Annotated in this window: 15 protein-coding genes; 13 read left to right on the top strand and 2 right to left on the bottom strand. The window is 69.5% G+C overall.

Going from position 1 to position 18,264, the window contains the following annotated elements:
• The first annotated feature begins 178 nt into the window (after positions 1-178).
• The 5 genes from CGL27_RS00245 to CGL27_RS00220 all read left to right on the top strand — a co-directional run bounded on the left by CGL27_RS00245 (position 179) and on the right by CGL27_RS00220 (position 7,063).
• On the top strand, positions 179-2,302 hold the full coding sequence (locus CGL27_RS00245; RefSeq protein WP_119983725.1) for a helix-turn-helix domain-containing protein: 2,124 nt from the start codon (positions 179-181) through the stop codon (positions 2,300-2,302).
• 4 nt (positions 2,303-2,306) lie between these two features.
• Positions 2,307-2,864: an XRE family transcriptional regulator gene (locus tag CGL27_RS00240; RefSeq protein WP_119983724.1), complete on the top strand. Its 558-nt coding sequence runs from the start codon at positions 2,307-2,309 to the stop codon at positions 2,862-2,864.
• A gap of 14 nt (positions 2,865-2,878) precedes the next feature.
• Positions 2,879-3,385, top strand: coding sequence for a hypothetical protein (locus tag CGL27_RS00235; protein WP_119983723.1), 507 nt, complete (start codon positions 2,879-2,881; stop codon positions 3,383-3,385).
• A gap of 1,538 nt (positions 3,386-4,923) precedes the next feature.
• On the top strand, positions 4,924-5,178 hold the full coding sequence (locus CGL27_RS00225; protein ID WP_119983721.1) for a hypothetical protein: 255 nt from the start codon (positions 4,924-4,926) through the stop codon (positions 5,176-5,178).
• A gap of 469 nt (positions 5,179-5,647) precedes the next feature.
• Entirely contained in the window at positions 5,648-7,063 is a 1,416-nt protein-coding gene (locus CGL27_RS00220; RefSeq protein WP_119983720.1) for a hypothetical protein, read from the top strand.
• A 117-nt stretch (positions 7,064-7,180) separates the two neighbouring features.
• Here CGL27_RS00220 and aroA read toward each other — a convergent pair whose 3' ends face one another.
• Positions 7,181-8,497 carry a 3-phosphoshikimate 1-carboxyvinyltransferase gene (gene aroA / locus CGL27_RS00215; protein ID WP_119983719.1) on the bottom strand — a complete coding sequence of 439 codons (1,317 nt, stop codon included), beginning with the start codon at positions 8,495-8,497 and terminating at the stop codon, positions 7,181-7,183.
• A 100-nt stretch (positions 8,498-8,597) separates the two neighbouring features.
• Positions 8,598-8,726, bottom strand: a complete 129-nt coding sequence (locus CGL27_RS53010) for a hypothetical protein (protein WP_276147799.1) — start codon at positions 8,724-8,726, stop codon at positions 8,598-8,600.
• Positions 8,727-9,083: 357 nt separating this feature from the next.
• Between CGL27_RS53010 and CGL27_RS00210 the strand changes: the two genes are divergently transcribed.
• The 8 genes from CGL27_RS00210 to CGL27_RS00175 all read left to right on the top strand — a co-directional run bounded on the left by CGL27_RS00210 (position 9,084) and on the right by CGL27_RS00175 (position 18,149).
• Positions 9,084-10,601: an alkaline phosphatase family protein gene (locus CGL27_RS00210; protein WP_119983718.1), complete on the top strand. Its 1,518-nt coding sequence runs from the start codon at positions 9,084-9,086 to the stop codon at positions 10,599-10,601.
• 337 nt (positions 10,602-10,938) lie between these two features.
• A complete protein-coding gene (locus CGL27_RS00205; RefSeq protein ID WP_119983717.1) occupies positions 10,939-12,117 on the top strand; it encodes a PLP-dependent aminotransferase family protein in 1,179 nt (392 codons plus the stop codon).
• 20 nt (positions 12,118-12,137) lie between these two features.
• On the top strand, positions 12,138-12,980 hold the full coding sequence (locus tag CGL27_RS00200; protein WP_119983716.1) for a phytanoyl-CoA dioxygenase family protein: 843 nt from the start codon (positions 12,138-12,140) through the stop codon (positions 12,978-12,980).
• A complete protein-coding gene (locus CGL27_RS00195; RefSeq protein WP_119983715.1) occupies positions 12,977-14,017 on the top strand; it encodes a succinylglutamate desuccinylase/aspartoacylase family protein in 1,041 nt (346 codons plus the stop codon). The genes CGL27_RS00200 and CGL27_RS00195 overlap by 4 nt, the downstream gene beginning before the upstream one ends.
• 1 nt (position 14,018) lies before the next feature.
• Positions 14,019-15,119 carry an ABC transporter ATP-binding protein gene (locus CGL27_RS00190; protein ID WP_119983714.1) on the top strand — a complete coding sequence of 367 codons (1,101 nt, stop codon included), beginning with the start codon at positions 14,019-14,021 and terminating at the stop codon, positions 15,117-15,119.
• Complete coding sequence (locus CGL27_RS00185; protein ID WP_119983713.1) at positions 15,116-16,030, top strand: sugar ABC transporter permease; 915 nt, start codon at positions 15,116-15,118, stop codon at positions 16,028-16,030. Before CGL27_RS00190 ends, CGL27_RS00185 begins: the two co-directional genes overlap by 4 nt.
• The gene (locus CGL27_RS00180; RefSeq protein ID WP_162952817.1) at positions 16,027-16,842 is read left to right on the top strand and encodes a carbohydrate ABC transporter permease; all 816 of its coding nucleotides are present in this window, start codon (positions 16,027-16,029) and stop codon (positions 16,840-16,842) included. The genes CGL27_RS00185 and CGL27_RS00180 overlap by 4 nt, the downstream gene beginning before the upstream one ends.
• A gap of 41 nt (positions 16,843-16,883) precedes the next feature.
• Entirely contained in the window at positions 16,884-18,149 is a 1,266-nt protein-coding gene (locus tag CGL27_RS00175) for an ABC transporter substrate-binding protein (RefSeq protein WP_162952816.1), read from the top strand.
• The last annotated feature ends 115 nt before the right edge of the window (positions 18,150-18,264 follow it).

Below are 18,264 nucleotides of genomic sequence, written 5' to 3'. Positions count from 1 at the left end.
CCCACTGACGTCCTCGCGGCAGACGACAGCCGACCAGCCATCCGCAAAGTAGAAATCCCGGTCACACGCCGCCTGGCGCCGTCCACACTCCACCATCCAAGCCATCTTGACGGGTTAAAGAAATAGGTTAAACAACAGGGTAAATACTGCTAGGGTTGGGGTGCGAAAGGAGATCGACATGGCAACCGAGGAAGAGCTGTTCGCGTCGGTCGACGCGCTGCTGGAGGAGGAGCCGCAGCTCCCGCCCCCGGCGGAGCGCGCCCGGCTGCGCGAGGCCGCCGGCATCACCCAGGCCCGTCTCGCGACCGCGTTGAAGACGTCGACGCAGACGGTGAAGAACTACGAGAACGGCCGCAGCGAGCCGAAGTCGCCGCGCCTGGAGGCATATCAGCGGCTGCTGCGCGGCTGGGCGGCGAAGTACCCCGCCCACAGCGCCCCCACCGCCCCTGCCCCGGCCGCCGCGCCCCAGCCGGAGGTGCCGGAGACGTTCACCGGCCCGGCCGCCCCCGAGGCCACCGAGCCGGAGACCGCCGCGCCCGTGAAGACCCCGGCCGTCCAGACCACGCACGAGCGTCCCGCCAGCCCGGCCGCAACGTCGCGCCGCCCGGCGGCGAAGAAGACTGTCAAGCCCGCGGCCGACCCGCGGTTCCCGCACGGTCCGCTGGCCGTGCTGGACGGTGACGGCTCCGCGTACGGTGTGGGCGGCATCGTCCTCGATTGCCCGGCGACCACGATCGTGGAGCTGGTGGAGTGGACGCTACGTGAGTCCGGCCTCGGTGCGCCGAAGCTCAACCGGTACGGCAAGGACTCCGATCCGCTGATCGTGCTCACCGCCGCGGCCGCCGTGAAGCTGGGGCTGCCGGAGCGCCTGGAGGGCCACGAGCAGCGCCGTTCCCTGCGCCTCCCGGAGGACCACCCGGTCGTCAAGCAGGTAGCGAAGGCGAAGTGGCAGCTCACACAGCGCGGGTTCGGTCCGTGGGCGCGCATCTACCGCAAGGCCCAGGGCCGCGAGCGGCACTGCGTGCAGCTGGCGATCCTGTCCTGGGACGCCCTCGATGAGCGGTCCTGGCCGGGCGTCTCCGAGATGGAGCCGGCCGACATCGCCCGCGTCCTCGGTGTCTACGCGACCCGGGTCATCACCCCGCGCGGCTCCACGGCCGTCTCCGGGCTGGAGCTGATGACGGCGCTGCGCCCGCCCACGAAGGCCGTGCAGGACCCGGCCACCGGAAACTGGGTGTCCGGCTACAACTCCGGCTCGCTGGGGACTCAGCCGATGGACCCGGCGCCGCCGGAGGCCACCGCCGAACACCCCGTCGTCGTCCAGTCCGGCTGGACCGGCGGCTTCCTCAACGAAGAGGCGTACCAGTGGGTGCGGCCGGTGGACCTGCTCACCGATGAGGAGTGCCTGCTGCCCTTCGCGGTCGGCCTGGACCTCAACACCGCATTCCTCGCTGCCGCAGCCCGCCTGGTCGTCGGCCTGTCCGCCCCGGACCACTTCCACACCCCACAGTTCAACCCGAAGATCCCCGGCTCCTGGCTGGTCGACCTGAGCCACATCGAGCTGGACCCGCGCCTGCCGTCGCCCTTCACACCGACCGGCGAGCGCCCGACCGGTCCGGCCTGGTACCAGACCCACACCGTCGCCTACGCCCAGGAGCTCGGCTACGACGTCCACCCGATCGAGGCGTACCTGCGGCGGGACACCGGCGCGTACCTGGACCCGTGGCACGACCGCCTCAAGAACGCGTACGTCGACACCCTCGCCGACCTCGGCGTCACCCGGGACCTGGACGACCGGCACTTCCTCTCCGCCATGGAGCGCCACAAGGACGTCGACCCTGCCCTGGCGGCCGTCCTCTCCGCCATCAAGGCCACGGTCAAGGGCGGCGTCGGCAAGCTGCGGGAGCGCCCCCAGGGCAAGCACTACAAGGAGGGCGAGCGGTGGCCGGCCCTTCAGCGGCCGACCTGGCGCCCGGACATCCGCGCCGCCGTCATCAGCAAGGCGCGGGTCAACATGCACCGCAAGCTGCTGAACATGTCAAAGATGACGGGCCTGTACCCGCTCGCCGTGCTGTCCGACTGCGTCGTCTACCCAAGCCCTGGCGACAGCCCGCTCGACTTCCTTCCCTATGCCGCCTCGGGCAAGCCGCAGCCCGGCGGCTTCCGCCTCGGACCCACCCCGGGCCTGGCAAAGCTGGAAGGTGTCCAGGAGATGGCCTGGGCGGTCGACCTGATGGAGCAGGGCTACAACCCGGCCCGCCACATCAAGGGCGGCGACGCCGTCCTGGACGAAGGAGAGTAGAGCCATGGGGGAGATCGAGGACGCCCTCGAGCGCGCCGACCGAGAGTCGTTCACCCGGGAGCCGCCCAAGACCCTCCAGGGCCGCATCAACTTCCTGATGAAGCAGCTCAAGAGCGCGAAGGCCGTTGCGACCGAGCTCGGCGTCACCGCCGACTCGGTCAACCGCTACCGGCGCGGCGCACGAAAGAACCCGCCCAAGGACATCGCCGACAAGATCGACGCGGCCGTACGCTCCCGCTGGCAGCCCCAGGTCCGCAAGCGCCGCCGGAAACAGGCCGCCGCCACAACCGGGATCACCGTGGAGACCCGGGCCCGGTTCGGCTACACCGCACCCATCGGCACGACCGACGACGGACGGTTCCGGCGACTGACCGTGCACCTCCCTCCGGAGTACGCGCAGCGCCTGTTCGACGCGCGCGACACCGGGGCCAGCGACCAGGAGATGCGTGGAATCATCGCCGAAGGCTTTAAGGACGTGTATTTCCAGGACGGCGGGGCCCGCGCTATGGGACTCTCGGACGTCGCCATCAACGACATCGACTATTTGGACCTGGACTTCTGAAAGCAGGGAAAGGCGTGAACACGGAATTCCCGGCCATTGACGCCGTCCGCGAGTCCGACCAGCGTCACGAGGCCCGCCCTGCTGATCGCGTACGAGCCTGCATCACCGCGCCGGAGACTGCCCCCACCGACGCCCACGCTGGTGTGTGGCTGGAGGAGGACGGCGGCGTATGGGCCGACTATCCCACCGTGCCGCCGGACGACCACGTACTGCCGCTGGTGTGGGCTGACGATCGTCCCGTCTCCCGAGGTGAGTTGAGAGCACGCGGGTATGTCCTGTCCCGGATCGCTGTCTGCCGCACCGAGCTGGTCTCCAGCTTCGGAACGCCGCAGGTAGACAGGTCCGCGCAGTACGCCTGCGTGTGGCTGATCAACGACGGAGACGTCTGGGCCGACTATCCGACAGCCGACCCCAAGGAGGACCTGGTCCTCCCACTGGTGTGGGCGCGGGAACAGACCGACTCCCGAAACGAACTGGCAGAGCGGGGCTATGTCTTCACCCGCATCGGATGGAGCCTCTGAGCCCCGCAGCCCCCGCCACGCTGGACGTCGTCTGGCTCGGATAGCCACCTGGTGACAACGCCCCGACCCCGGCATTGCAGCTGCCGGGGTCGGGGCGTTTCGCATCGTGCCACGGCCGTATCCACCAAACGCTGCCGGGCAGTCCCTTTCGCCGGGCGGTTGTGCCCGGCAGCAGTTTTCCCCAGCCTGCTTGCCGCTCCATGTCCCCCAGCCCCTTTCAGGAGTCGGCAGCACCGCCCCAGGCAACTTCGAGACAGTTGTTCGATCAGCCCTCGGTGCTTCACTTCCTCTGGCACTGACCCATTACGGCTTGTATGGACCGGCGTGAACCGCGTTTAACTTTAAGAGCTAGCTGGCTGAATGGCACACGCTGCCCGGCCTACCCGAGCCTCAGGCGTGGTCATCGTTGTGGACCCTCCTCAACCACCTGGGCTCTTCTTGGTCTGCAAGCCACTTATGCTAACTACAGCCACCCCGCCAACTGGCTCAAAAGCTCTGGTCCGAGAATGGCCATCGACTGAGCCGTCAATCAATGAAACATTGACGGCTTTCCGGGTGGAATTGTGCTCAACTTGACCAGAAGTAATTTGTAGGCGCAATGTGTCGGCAAGCAGTCTCCCTCGCGGAGAGTCCGCAGTCCAGAGCGCCACCAAATGCACGAGTGGCAACAACACGTGCCAAGTCATCAAGGGCCGCGGGCTGAAGATCGACTCCTGGACCTCGCACGCCTATCAGTTCCCACAGAACGGCCGGACGTGCGACATCGTGGTGACATTCAAGTACAACGTCACCATTGCACATCCGGGTGTGTGGCAGGTTGCCACGTTCAGGGGCTGCAAGGTCGCTCCTTCCCGCGGCTACATCAGATGGGACGCGCACAATGTGGGCCCGGTTACCTTCAGCGGCAGGACCTTCGTGAACGTCTCGTGGACGGATGGTTTCGGAACGACACCCAAGGCAGAGATCAAGAAGTAGGCTTGCGCTGAGGATTCCCGCCTGTCACCGATGAGAGGGCAGAGACATGACCGACCACCAGCGCCTTACTCCAACGGTCGGCTATCCGTCCCGTTGGCGGGTGTACCTACGTCGGTTCGTGCAACTGCCTGGGATCTTTCAACTGACAACTTGGGCCGAGGCCAGCCTGCCTCTCGTCAGAGGGCGTCTGGGGTGGATCTTCGACAGCCCGTCAAAGTGCTCCTGACGCAGCTCTAAGCTGGCGTTTTTGGTACCACAGGCATGATTCCTCAGCTGCGGACCGATGGTGTCTTCTGTCTCCCTTCATCGTGGGGACAGGAGGCGCCATTGCCTCGTTGGGACGCAAAGCGGCCCACCAGGCTGGTTCCCCAGTCGCCGCCGGCACCGAGCCGTCTCGCGTGCGAGATACCGACCCGGCCGCGGCCGCGCTCGACTACGGCCTGTCCCAGCGCGCCCTAATCGCCGTCTCCGGCCGTACAACGACGTCGAGGAGCTAAACCCGCCGACTCGCCGCACTCGCCCACAGCGGCCTCCAGGCCCTCGATGAACCGACGGTACGCGCGGTGGTCCGCCAGGCCGTCCGCGACGTCCGCACCGCCCCGCCTCCGCCGCCCGCCGATCCGCTGGCGGACCCCGCGCTCGCCGCGATGCGCCCCGTCGTCGACGACCTCGCCGCCAGCACGCACCAGCTCGGGGAGCTGATGCTCGAAGTGATGGTCTGCATGGGATTGACAGTTCCTGATCATCACCGAGGTGTCAGTGGAAAATCCGCCTTGAACAGGGGGAAGACGCTGACATCCTCTGCCGACTGGTCGTGACACGAGTGACGAAGGCCGATGTCAACTTCGTGCAGACTGGTATGCACCCCGCTCCGTTCTCGCAGGCCACGAGCCGGGCCCGCACAGGGTGCTGAGCGTGCGCCTGCGCCAAACTCCGCATGATCCCTGTGTCTGCCTGCGCCGGGCCGAGTGCAAACCTTGCAAGGCGATGTCCATGCAGTGAGCCCCGCAGGCGAAGCCCCGGGAGCGTCGCCGGACTGATGTTCAACATGCCGTCACAGGCCGCGTGACCGTCAGCAGTTTGTCTCCGGGCGTGCCGTCGGCCCCGCGCGGCGACGAGCAGACCTGTCGGCCTCGGCGAGCGACGGCTGAGGCGCTGCGCCTGCTGACCCGGCCGGCCGTGAGGGAAAGGCGTCCCGGGCCCGGCCACCCGGCTCTACGGTGTGCCGGGTGAGGGAACAGGGGGATACCGGCGGCTGGCCAGGAGCTGCTGCCAAAGGTCGATGATGTGCTCGCCTCGGCTCTTGAGGCTCAGGGCGAGCCGGGTGTGCGGGCGTTGGCGTTGCTGCAGGATGCGCGCCAGGTGCTCGTCGGTGCGGGCCTTGTGCGGCCGGCGGAGGTCGCGGAGTCGTGTCTGCGAGGCGCGGCGGACGCGCTGCTGAGCCTGCCTGGTGCCCCGGTGGTGGTGGGCCTGAAGTCCGCGGTCTCAGGCCTGCTGGACGCGGTGGATGCTGCCGGCCGCGCCGCGGCTACCCCGCCCCGGGAACCGGCCGGCCCGCCCGCCCCTACGTCCGCTGGCACCCCGGATGCAGTGGCGTGGGAACGGGTGTGCTCGGCGGCGGCAGCGCTGCGCGGGCAGATGGACCGGCCGGGCCAATACCACCGGGGCCGAGCCGCGGGCATCGCCGAGCGGCTGATGGGGGTGAAGCTCGGCGCCGCGCAGGAGGAGGCTCTGGGTGTGTGGGGTGAGGTGTACGGGAAGACGTCGGGCACCCTGCACGGCGCCACCGTCGAGGCCGGTCGCGCGGCCCGGCTGTACGCCGAGGTGCTGGCCGCGGCGCGGGAGTTGTTGGTGCCGCTGCCCGGCCGCGCCGCGAGGGTCCTTAAGCTCACCGCCCTTCACCGTCCGGGCCCGGAGCAGGTGCGGGAGCTCGCCCGGTGGGCCGACCCGCGCGCCACCGCGTTCTTCTTCCGCTCCCGCCCCGCGCCCGCCTGGCTTCCGCTCCTTCAGGAGCACGCGCCGCATCTGCTGCTGCCCGATGGCCCGGCTGGCGGTGTATGGCCGGCCGCGGCGTTCTTCGAGCACCTCGCCGGTACCGACCCGCAGGCGGCCGGTGCGTGGATCGCCGAGTACGCCGAGACCGTCGCGGCCGCGGGCAGGCCGGCGCTGGATGCGGTGCTGCGCCTGGCCGGCCGCGACGCTGCCCTGGTGACGCCGGCGCTGGTGCGTGCCGTGCTCGCCCGGCAGGCCGCCGACCGGCCGGCGGGAAAACCGGTGACTCCGGAGGAGGGGTGGACGCTGCGCCGGGCGGCCGAGTGGGCGTTGGCGGTGCCCCTGCCGGCCCGGGATCGTGACTGGATCCTCACGGTCGAACTCCTGCTCGCCGCCACGGTCGACGCCGAGCACGCCGCCGCCCGCTACCGCCGCGCCGCACCGGCCGAGCACGCCCGCGCCGCCGCGCACCGGTTCGCGACCGCCGTCGCAGCCCGGGAACTCGCCGGCGGCGTCGCGCAGCGCGGTTGCCGGACCGATTCTTCAGGCGCGACCAGGAAGAACAGCGACGGCAGACGCTGCCCGAACACGTCGCTGACACCGTGGCGCAGCCCTCGCGCGACCGTACTTCCCATCTGGGATCTCCTCCATCAACGCTGTTCGGCGATTGTTCATGGAGTGGATCACGCGCATTCTCCAGAGGCCCAATAGATGGAATTGCGCTCGCGATAACCGTTGCTTATCGGGGGGCGTGGAGCCGACTCCTCTCGATCTGCGCGGAAAAGGTAAACGCGAAAGTGGAAAGTGGTGCCCGGTTGACGCCGGATCTCAGGACAGCCATGTGGTGCGAAGGCTTTTCAGTGTGTGGTGGAAGCCGGGAAAGGTCTTCTTCACGCATCCGGGATCGTCCAGGGTGATGCCAGGAGTGCGCAGGCCGGTGATGCTGAAGGCCATGGCGATGCGGTGGTCGCCGCGACAGGCGATGTGTGCCGGGCGGGGCCGCGAGGGGTGGATCTCGATCCAGTCCCGCCCGACCAGGACCGGGATCCCGAGGGCGCGCAGGTTCTCGGCGCAGGCCTCGAGCCGGTCGCATTCCTTGATCCGGGTGTTGTAGACGTCCTCGATGCGGACCGGGCCATCGGCGAAGGGCGCGATGGCGGCCAGCGTGGGCATGGTGTCGGAGATGTCGCGCATGTTCACGGTGATGCCGGCCAGCCGTCCGCCGTCGGCACCGGCGAGGGTCACGTGGTCCTCGGCCAGCGTGACGTGTGCTCCCATCCGGGAGAGCACCTGGGCGAAGCGCAGGTCGCCCTGCAGGCTGTCCGAGCCGAGCCCGGGGATGGTGACGCGGCGCCCGGTGAGCGCGGCCGCCGCCAGGAAGTAGCTGGCGGTGGAGGCGTCCGGCTCGATCGGGTAGCCGGTGGCCAGGTAGGGCTGAGCGGGCACCGTGAAGGTGTCCGCGTCGCGGTGCACACGCACCCCGAAGCGCTCCATCATCGCCATGGTGATGTCCACGTACGGTACGGAGACCAGGTCGCTCACGGTGATGGTGAGCCCTTGCTCGGTGAGCGGCCCGACCAGTAGCAGCGCGGTGAGGAACTGGGAGGACAGTCCGGCGTCCAGGGTGACGTGCCCGCCCCTGATCCCGTCGGCATGGACGGTCAACGGGTGGTGGCCCTCCCGCTCCCGGTGGACGAAGGTGACGCCGAGGTCGCGCAGGGCCCGGGTGAGCGGGCCGAGAGGGCGGCGGCGCATCTGGGCGGACGCGTCGAAGTGGAAGACGCCGTGGCCGGCGGCGGCCAGCACCGGAAGGAACCGCGCGGTGGTGGCGCCGTCGCGGCAGAATACCGACGCCTCCTCGGCCGCCGGTCCCCGCACGCGGCCCTCGACCGTCCACCGGTCCGGCTCGCGGTTCAGCCGGTAGCCGAGCGCGGCGAGGCCCTCCGCGAACCCCATCGAGTCATCCGAGACCAGGGGCCTGTGCAGCACCGTGGTGCCTTGCGCCGCGGCCGCCAGGAACAGCGCGCGGGCGGTGACAGACTTCGAGCCCGGGACGTCCTGGCACGGGAAGCGACCCTCCGCGAGGTGTTCGGCGCTCCCACGCGGTCGATCCTCGCTCAGCGGAATGGAGAGTTCGTCATTCATGCCTTGGGCTGGTCCTTCGCACGGTCGTGGTCTCACTGGCCGACATCGTCTCGCAGGGCGACGAGGCCTTCCTCGGCGCCGTCCCTGGCGGGCAGCTCTTCTACAGGGAGTGTTCGACGGTGGTGTCGGCCATCAGGTCGAGTGCTTTGGTGGATGCTGTGGGGCGGCGGAGCGCGATGCCGATGGAGAGTGCGTCGATGGTCCCCAGGTGGGCGAGGCGGCTCGCCATCGAGTTCGGTGACCGAGCCGCGCACGACCGCTTCGGGGTCTTTGAGGATCAGATGGATGAACACCTTGTCCGTCGCGCCCAGGCCGGGCAGCGAGGCTTGGGCGCGGGTGACGAATTCGCCGCTCACCGGGGACGACTTGGGTGCGACCACCAGACCTCACTTCGCTCGCGATGCATGGGATCGGCTCCCGATACGAGCAGGACGCTAGCACGAGCTGGATAAGTCATCTCGATACTCATGGATAGCTTGGATAGTTCATCCTCCGATAATCCGGACGTGGTTCGCGCGCAATCTTCGCCTCTGAGCCTGGCACCGCCAGTGCGGGCCGGCAGCAGTGCGACCGGCCCCCGAGCTGGATGGCCGCTCGGGACGGCAACGTCCGTCCCGAGCAGGCCCCATCGGTTCCGACGAAGACGAAGGAGAGGACGATTCCCGCCACGCCGCTCACCCTGATCGCGGTCATCGACGGCCTCCGGCCGGCCGCTCTCAGCGCCTCGAACACCCCGTTCCTGTCACGATTGGCCGACGAGGGCTGTTCCTACGACTGCGCGGTCGCCACCTTCCCGGCGTTGACCCGCGCGAACGCCGCCACGCTGGCGACGGGGTGCCACCCCGGCCGCACCGGGATCTTCGGAAACCGGGTGTGGCATCACGCATTGGGACACATCGACACGGCGGACGCCGCAGACGTGCGGCGGTTCCGCGGCGTCGGGGCGATGCCGCAGGCGACCATCGCCGAAAAGCTCGGCAGGTTGGGCCGCGGCGCCACCATCATCGGCAACGGCTCGGCCGGCTGTACCTATCTGCTCAACCCCGGCAGCGATGGCGGGCACGGAGCCAGGATCGCCTCGGTCGGCCCCGAGAGCGAGGTCTACCGCTCCGTTCCCTCCAGCGCCATGGCCGCCCTGGAAGACCTGGGACCGCGACCCGCCTCCGACGACGAGGCGCTGGAATGGGCAGTCGCCGCGGGCGTGGTCTCGATCACGACAGAGGCTCCTGACCTGGTGATCTTCTGGTCCGGGCAACCCGATACCGCCCACCACTACACAGGGCTGACGTCGGCGACCAGCGCCGAGGCGATCCGACGGGTTGACCAGGCCGTACGCACACTCCACGGCGCCGCGCTCGACACGGGGCGGGAGTGCAATCTGATCCTCACAGCCGACCACGGTTTCTGCGAGACGCTCGAGTCAGTGGAGCTGACCGAGACCCTGAACCAGATCGCCGACCGCACCGGTCTGCCATCGAACGGATTCGTGCCCACGTTCAACTGTGGCGCCGTCTTCGGCTACTTCGAGCCGGACACCCCGCTGCCCCTCCGCGCGAGCGTCGCGAGCCAGATCGCCCAAGAGCCGTGGGCGGGCCCGGTGTTCTGCGCGGACGCCTATTGCCCCGATGCCGCATTCCCGCTGTCGCTGGCCGCCGGCGGCGACTCACCGTTCACACCAGACCTGATCATCACCATGCGAACGGACCCGGCTGACCAGGCCGGGCCAACAGACCCGCCGGCTCGTGCCCTGCATGCGCGGGCCTCAGGAACCCGGGCCCTCAGCGGCGTACACGGCACCGTCCACCCAGCCGATATGCGCATCCCGCTGATCCTGCACGGCCCGGCCTTCGCGCCACGCACCCGCCGCGCCCTCCCCGCAGGGCCGGCCGACATCGCTGCCACCGCGTACACGCTCGTCACAGGAGAACTGCTCGACGATGCCGACGGCCGCGTGTTGACCGAGTCGCTGCGCGACGGGGGGCCGGCACCCTCCGCGGTCGAAGAGACCATCCAGCGAGGCGACGCGTGCGTCACCCTGAGCCGGGTCGACGGTCGTTCCTACCTCCTGGGGGGTGTGACGGGCCAACAGAACTGGACGGGTTAACGGAGCTGGACCCGGCGCGAGGGTCCCGCCGATCAGGGCCCTGCCACGCCCCCTGGCCCCGGGCGGTCCGCTGGGCCCGCGCCGGTCGATCCTGGAACCTCTCGCACTGTTCCAGACGCCTCCTGACGGCGCGTTCTCTGTCTTCCCCGACGTCTGACACTTCGACCCCGACCACGTCACGGTGGCGGACTGCCTCCTGGCCTCAGGGGTCATCGCCGTTGCCCGGTGCGTCGTTCGGCGCCCTCGGACATCCGCGGATGAGCTTCGCCGCCGACGACGCACAGCTCCGTCGGGGACTTACGGCCATGGCCACCATCCTCAACGACTGGGACAACTGATGCACTCGAAGCCACAGCCCACGACACCCCCGACGGCCGCCGCGACACGGACTCACGACCACAACCCCGACGACCTGCGCCGCCGTGAGAGCCCCGTCTTCATGAGCGGCAACCTGCCGCCCGACGTTCCGGAGGTGTTCGACGCACGGTACGGGGCCGCCCTCGACGCCGTCCTCACACGGCGCTCGCCATCGCTCCTGATCGGCGCCCACCAGTACCGCGGCTCCGACCGTGATCGGGCCGCCGGTGCCGCGTTCACCGCGCGGCGCCTGGGGACCACGCCGGCCCCGGAGCGGGTCGTCGTCGCCAACGGAACCCAGAGCATCCTCACCCAGTTGCTCTCGGGGCTGGTTCCCCGAGGTGGGGTGCTCGCCGTCGAGGAACTGACCTACCCGACGATCCGCACGTTCGTCTCGATGCTCGGCATCGACCTCGCTCCCGTGGCGATGGACGGCGAGGGGATCGATCCGGAGGCGTTCGAGCACGTCTGCCGGACCCGACGGCCCGCCGCCCTGTACACCATGCCGACGCTGCAGAATCCCACCACCGTCACCATGGGCGCCGACCGCCGCCGCGCGGTCGCCGATGTGTGCCGCCGGCACGGTGTGTCCGTGATCGAGGACGACATCTACAGCCTCCTCCCCGCGGACGCGCCCCGGCCACTGTCGGCGTATCTGCCGGAGCTGTCCTGGTACGTGCTCGGCACCGCCAAGAGCATCGCGGCCGGGCTGAAGGTCGCCTACGTCGTCGCGCCGGACGAGGAGTCCGCCAAGGCCCAATTCTGGCCCGGCGTCCGCAGCACCTACTGGATGGTCGCGCCGATCAACGCGGCTGTGACGACCCGCCTCGTCGAGGACGACGGAGCCACCGCGATCATCGACGCGGTCCGGGCCGAGACCCGCGCTCGCCACGAGCTGGTGACGGCCGCGCTGGACGGGATCGGCCACCGTACGACCCCCGAGTCGCTGCACGTCTGGCTGCCCGTGCCCCCGGGCCGCACCGCCGCGGACCTCGCGGCCGCAGCGCTCGCCGCGGGCGCGTCCATCGGCACCAGCGCCACCTTCTACGTCGGCGCCGACACCGCCCCCGAGGCGGTCCGGTTCGGTGTCGGCGCACCACCCGACCGCGCCGCCCTGCAGCGGGGCCTCAGCGCCATCCGCCATGCCTATCACCGATGATCAGCGAGGAGACCCGGAAGATGCCCAAGATACTCACCGACGCACAGGTCCAGGGGTACCGGACCGACGGCTACGTGTGTCCGATCCGCGCGTTCGACGCCGACGTGGCGGCCGGCTACCGCGACCGGATGGATCGGCTCGAGGCCGACCGCCCCGGCCTGTGGGCGCGCGCCAAGGTCAAGCCCCACCTCCTCATGACGTGGCTCAACGAGCTCATGCGCGAGCCGCGGATTCTCGATGCCGTCGAGGATGTGCTCGGCCCCGACATCCTGGCCTGGGCGACCGGACACTTCGACAAGAAGCCGTACGATCCGGGCTTCCTCGCCTGGCACCAGGACGCCAGCTACTGGGGACTGTCAGAGCCCAGTGTGGTCACCGCGTGGGTGGCACTGACCCCGAGCACCCGGCAGAACGGCTGCATGCGTGTCGTCCCCGGAACCCACACCGAGGGCCAGTTGCGGCACACCGACACCTTCGCCGCCGACAACATGGCCAGCCGTGGCCAGGAGATCCAGGTCGAGGTCGACGAGGCGGCCGCGGTCGATCTCGAACTGCAGCCGGGCGAGTTCTCGCTGCATCACACGATGCTGGTGCACGGCTCCCTGCCGAACACATCGGATGTGCGGCGTTGCGGGATCACCATCCGATACGTCGCCGCCCATGTCCGGCAGACCACCGGCTACCAGGACAGCGCCACGTTGGTCCGCGGCACCGACCGCCACGGGCACTTCCGTCCGGAACCACGGCCGGCGGGTGACTTCGACCCGGCCGCGTCCGCCTTCTACGACGAGGTCGTCGGCGAGGCCCGGCGGCGCAAGGCGGCCATCGCCGCGCAGGCCGGTCCGGCGGGGAGCGAGCGATGACCACCGCGCACACCCGGATCTTTACCGACGTCGACCTGGACGCCGAGGGCGAGTCGCGTGGCTATCTGCGGCTTCCGCTCGCCGTGCACACCACGTCCGACGGCGACGCCGGCTACGGCTACACGGGGATCCCGATCGTGTCGCTGCGCAACGGCGACGGCCCGACCGTGCTGCTCATGGCCGGTAACCACGGCAACGAGTACGAGGGGCAGGTGGTGGTGATGCGGCTGCTGCAGCGGCTGCGGGCCGCCGACCTCACCGGCCGGCTCATCGTCCTGCCTGCCGCCAACGCGCCCGCCGTGGCGGCGGACCAGCGGACCTCCCCGCTCGACGGTGGCAACCTCAACCGCAACTTCCCGGGCCGCCCCGACGGCCAGCCCACGCAGATGATCGCTCACTTCATCGAAAGCCAGATCCTGCCCCGTGTGAGTTACGCCTTCGACCTGCACTCGGGCGGCAAATCGATCGAGTACCTCCCCGTCGCCGTGGTCGCGCGGTCGGACGACCCCGACCGGTTCGCCGCCTCGCTGGACATGTTGAAGGCGTTCGGCATGCCCACATCAATGATCATCGACCATTCCACGGGCGGTGACGCCGCGCTGATCGGCGCCTGCCGGCGCACGGGGGTATTCCACCTGTCCACGGAGCTGGGCGGCGGCGCCTCGGTCGGCCGCGAGCAGGTCCGGCTCGCCGAACACGGCCTGCTGCGGCTGCTGCACCACGTCGGCCTGTTGCGTGCGCCGCTCACCACCGAACCGCCGACCACGACGACGATGCTGCACCGAACATCGGCACACGAGTACATCTACGCCGGTTCCACCGAACGCGGGCTGTTCGAACCGCTGGTGTCCCTGGGGGATTCGGTGCGCCGCGGCCAGGTCGTCGGGCTGATCCGCTTCACCACCGCGCCGTGGAGGGAGCCGGAGCCGGTGGTGTCCACCTGCGACGGCGTCGTCCTCGCACGGCGCGTCCCCGCCCGCACTGGCCTGGGGGACTGCGTGTTCGTGCTGGGCCGACCGTGGGAAGGCGGGGCATGACATGCGGCTGAAGCCACCGGTCGGGACCACCTGCCGGACCGAGCCCACGGCGCACTCGGCGGTCGCCGGGGAAACCGCGGCGCCGACACCGTCGGCGGTGCGGGTGGCCGCGGCCACCAAGCGGTTCGACCGCTCCGAGAACCCCGCCCTCGACGACGTCGACCTCACCGTACCCGCCGGATCCATCACGGTGCTGCTCGGCCCGAGCGGCTGTGGCAAGACCACCCTGCTGCGCTGCATCACCGGTCTCGAGACGCTCACATCGGGCCGGATCGAGATCGGCGACGCCGACGTCACCGATGTCACCGCGGAGGACCGCGGCGTGGCGATGGTCTTCCAGAACTACGCCCTGTACCCGAACAAGACCGTTCTCGACAATATCGAGTTCCCGCTGCGGATGCGGCGGGTGGACCGGGCGACCCGCCGTGAACGCGCCCTGCGGATTGTCCAGTTGATGCGCCTCGACGAGCTACTCGACCGCAAGCCGAGCGAGCTGTCCGGCGGGCAGCGGCAGCGGGTCGGCATCGGTCGTGCCCTGGTCCGCGATCCCGCGGTGCTGGTCATGGACGAGCCCTTTTCGAACCTCGACGCGGCCCTAAGGGATTCCATGCGCAGCGAGCTTGTCACGCTGCAGCGACGCCTCGGCATGACCGTCGTGTTCGTCACCCACGACCAGGTCGAGGCCCTCGCCCTCGCGGACCAGCTTGTCGTCATGCGCGCGGGGCGCATCGAACAGGCGGGACCGCCCGAGGAGGTCTACCGCACCCCGGCGACGACCTTCGTGGCCACCTTCCTCGACGGGATGAACACCTTCGCCGCGGAAGGCCCGTTCGCGGCCTGCTCGACGCCCGGGGCCGCCACTGTCGGCTGCCGGCCGGACCACCTGAGGGTCGGCACGGGCGACGCGGCCGATATCACCTTGCGTGGTCAGGTCCTGATGACCGAGCTGCGCGGGCGCGACCGGCTCATCCACCTCGACATCGGCGGCCAGCGCGCCCGGATGCGGGTACCGGCGGACACCCGGCCGAGCGGGGAGATCACGCTGCATGTGCGGCGATCCGATCTGCACCACTTCACAGCCGACGGGATGCGCCGGTCATGACACCACTGCTCGATGCCTCGGCCCGGCCGCGCCTGCGGACGCCGCGTCGGTATGTGCCGGCGCTGCTGGTGACACCGGCCGCGACCTTCCTCGTGGTCTTCTTCATCGTGCCACTGAGCATGGTGGCGGTACTGACCCTGTTCGACTACCAGCCGCTCACCCGCTCGGTCAGCTTTGTCGGACTGCGGAACTGGCACCGCATCCTGACCTCCCCCGAACTGCGGCAGGCCACCGTCAACACCCTGTTGTACGCCGTGATGACGGTACCGGTGATGGTCGGCGTGAGCCTGCTCGCGGCGCTCGGCATCCACGCCCTGCCACGCTGGGGGGCGCTGTGGCGCACGGTATACTTTCTCCCGACGATCGCGACGATGTCGGCGATGTCGGTGGTGTGGCGCTGGCTGTTCTACCCCGACACAGGTCTGGTCGACGCCACGATCGGACGGCTGGTCGGCGGCACCGACTGGCTGCACTCCACCACGCTCGCGCTGCCGGCCATCGCCATGATCGGTAGCTGGGCGGGCATCGGCTCGTCGATGGTGATGTTCCTCGCCGGCCTGTCCAGTGTGCCGCGGCACCTGCACGAGGCCGGCCGACTGGACGGTGCCGGTCCCTGGCACAGGTTCTGGCACATCACCTGGCCGGCGCTCGGGCCGTCGACCATGTTCGCCCTGATCATCGCCACCCGCGACGCGCTCCGTGTCTTCGACCAGGTACGCGTGATGACCGACGGGGGACCGTTGGGGTCGACCGAGACCCTGGCACATCTGCAATGGCGGTACGGCGTCAGCTATCTCGACATCGGCAGCGGTTCGATCGTCAACACCGTCCTCCTCGGTCTCGTCCTCGTCACCGTTGCCGCGCAGTACCTCGCGGGCGGGCGCCGACTCGAGCGGGCGGGTGCGCGATGAGCGCGACGAAGCGGCGCGGCCGTGGTGTCCACGCGGCGGTAGCGGCCGGTGGTGTGATCATGCTCGGGCCCTTTGTGCTGATGCTGGCGGGCGCGTTCCTCGCGGGCAACCCACTCGGCGGGAATCTGAGCCCGCGATTCACGCTGGACCATTTCCGAGACGCCTGGGCCGCGCTGGACTGGCCGCGGGTGTACGGCACCAGCGTGTTGGTGACCGGGGCGATCTTCATCGGCCAAGTACTCACATCGCTGCCGATCGCGTATGCCTTGGCGCGCTGGGAGTTCCGTGGCCGGAGGCTGACGTTCAAGGGGGTGCTGATCTGCCTGGTCATCCCGCCGCAGGTGACGGCGATCCCGATCTACTTCCTGATGTCGGGCCTCGGTCTGCTCGACAGCTACCTGTCGTTGATCTTGCCGAGCGTCGGCAGCGGGTTCTGCGTCTATCTGTTCCGCCAGTTCATCCTCGCCATCCCGCCGAGTATGTTCGACGCCGCCCGGCTGGACGGGGTCGGGCCGGTAGCGATGCTGTGGCGGGTGGTGTTCCCGCACGTCCGTCCGGCCCTGGTCGCCGCCGGAGTGTTCAGCGTCGTCTCGCACTGGAACGACCTGTACTGGCCGTCGGTCATGCTGACCACCGACCACGTCGCGACCGTCCCGTACGCGGTGGCCGGGGTCTCCGGGCCGGACAGCACAGTGCCGCTGAGCGTGCAACTGGCGGTCGCCGCGCTGGCGGCGCTGCCCCTGTTGGTCTGCTTCGTCCTGGTCCAGAGGCACCTCGTCCGCGGACTCGTCCTCACCGCCGACGGCGAATAGCCATGGCCCACTTTCCGTACCCACGCAAGGACAGCACAGCCATGACCAGCATCGTCTCCCGACGGACACTGCTGCTGGCCGCGAGCGCCGCCGCGGTCACGGCCGGCTGCGGCCGCGAGACACCCGCCACCCTGAGGTTCCTCGCCCCGAGCGGCACCCGCGCGCAGGCCATCGCCGCCACTCTCGGAAAGGACTTCACCCAGCGCACCGGCATCCATCTCGACATCCAACTCAGCGGCGGCGGCGGGAATTGGCAGGACATCGACGGCCGACTCGCCACCGCGTTCGCCGCCGGCACTCCGCCGGCCATGGCGTTGGTGGGGGCGAACGCCGTCCTCACCTATGCCGCGGCAGGCCTGCTGCAACCTTTGGAGCCGCTGATGGCGGAGGGCGGTTTCCGACCGGATGACTACATCGAGCCGTTCCGGCGGATCAATCGCTATGACGGGCGTACCGTCGCCGCCCTCTACAGCCTCGGCGTGATGGTGTTCTCGTACAACGCGGACGCCTTCCGCAAGGCCGGACTCGACCCGGATCGGCCGCCGGCCACCTGGAGCGAGATGCGGTCCGCCGCCACCGCCGTCGTCGGCGAGCGGGCCGCGCGCTACGGGGTGCTGCACTCCTACGACGCCGATTCCAACTGGACGTTCGAGAATTTCATAGGCTGGGCGAGGGGCTCCATGATGGACGGGCGGCGGCAGCGCGTCACCTTCGCCGACCAGCCCGGCGTCGATGTGCTGGCCTACTGGCGCGGTCTGATCGCCGACAAGCTCAGCACACCGACCACCACCCTGGAGATGGACGACGCCTTCCTTCGCGGAGACGCCGCCATGGTCTTCGGCCCGTCGACCAAACCGGTGCGTTATGCCAAGGAGGCGACGTTCGACTGCCGGACGGCCGTGGTCCCCATCCCCGACGGTGGCACCCGGCGGCTGCCACCGGGCGGGGGATCGCTGGTGATCTTCACTAAGGACGAGAGGGAACAGCGGGCCGCCTGGCACGTCATCCAGGCACTCACCAGCGCCGCCGGACAAACCGAGTTGTGCACAAGCACCGGCGAGATACCCGTGAACGTGCGGGCCACCGGCGCGCGGTACCTCGGCCCTGCCATCGACAAGCAACGCTACCGCCGACCTGCCCTCGACTCCGTCCCGGACCTCGCGCAACGCTTCCAGTTTCCCGGCCTGCGGGCCGTACAGATCAACGACCTGCTGAAGGAGAACATCTACGCCGCCCTCACGGGCGCGAAGGAACCACGGCAAGCGCTCAGCGATGCCGCGAGCCGGGCCAAGACCCTCCTCGCCTGAACCGATTCCTGTCCACTCCCCCAGCAAGGAGAGTCCGAACCATGTTGATGGTTCCCTCTGCGGGAAAGCCGCCGACACCCGAGGATGCCGCTTGGACACGACCGGGCAGCGACGC

Origin of the sequence: Streptomyces sp. 11-1-2 (assembly GCF_003595545.1) — a bacterium.
GTDB classification, from domain to species: domain Bacteria; phylum Actinomycetota; class Actinomycetes; order Streptomycetales; family Streptomycetaceae; genus Streptomyces; species Streptomyces hygroscopicus_B.
Note: the sequence above shows the minus strand (reverse complement) of the source record. Positions and strands in the feature narration are given on the sequence as shown.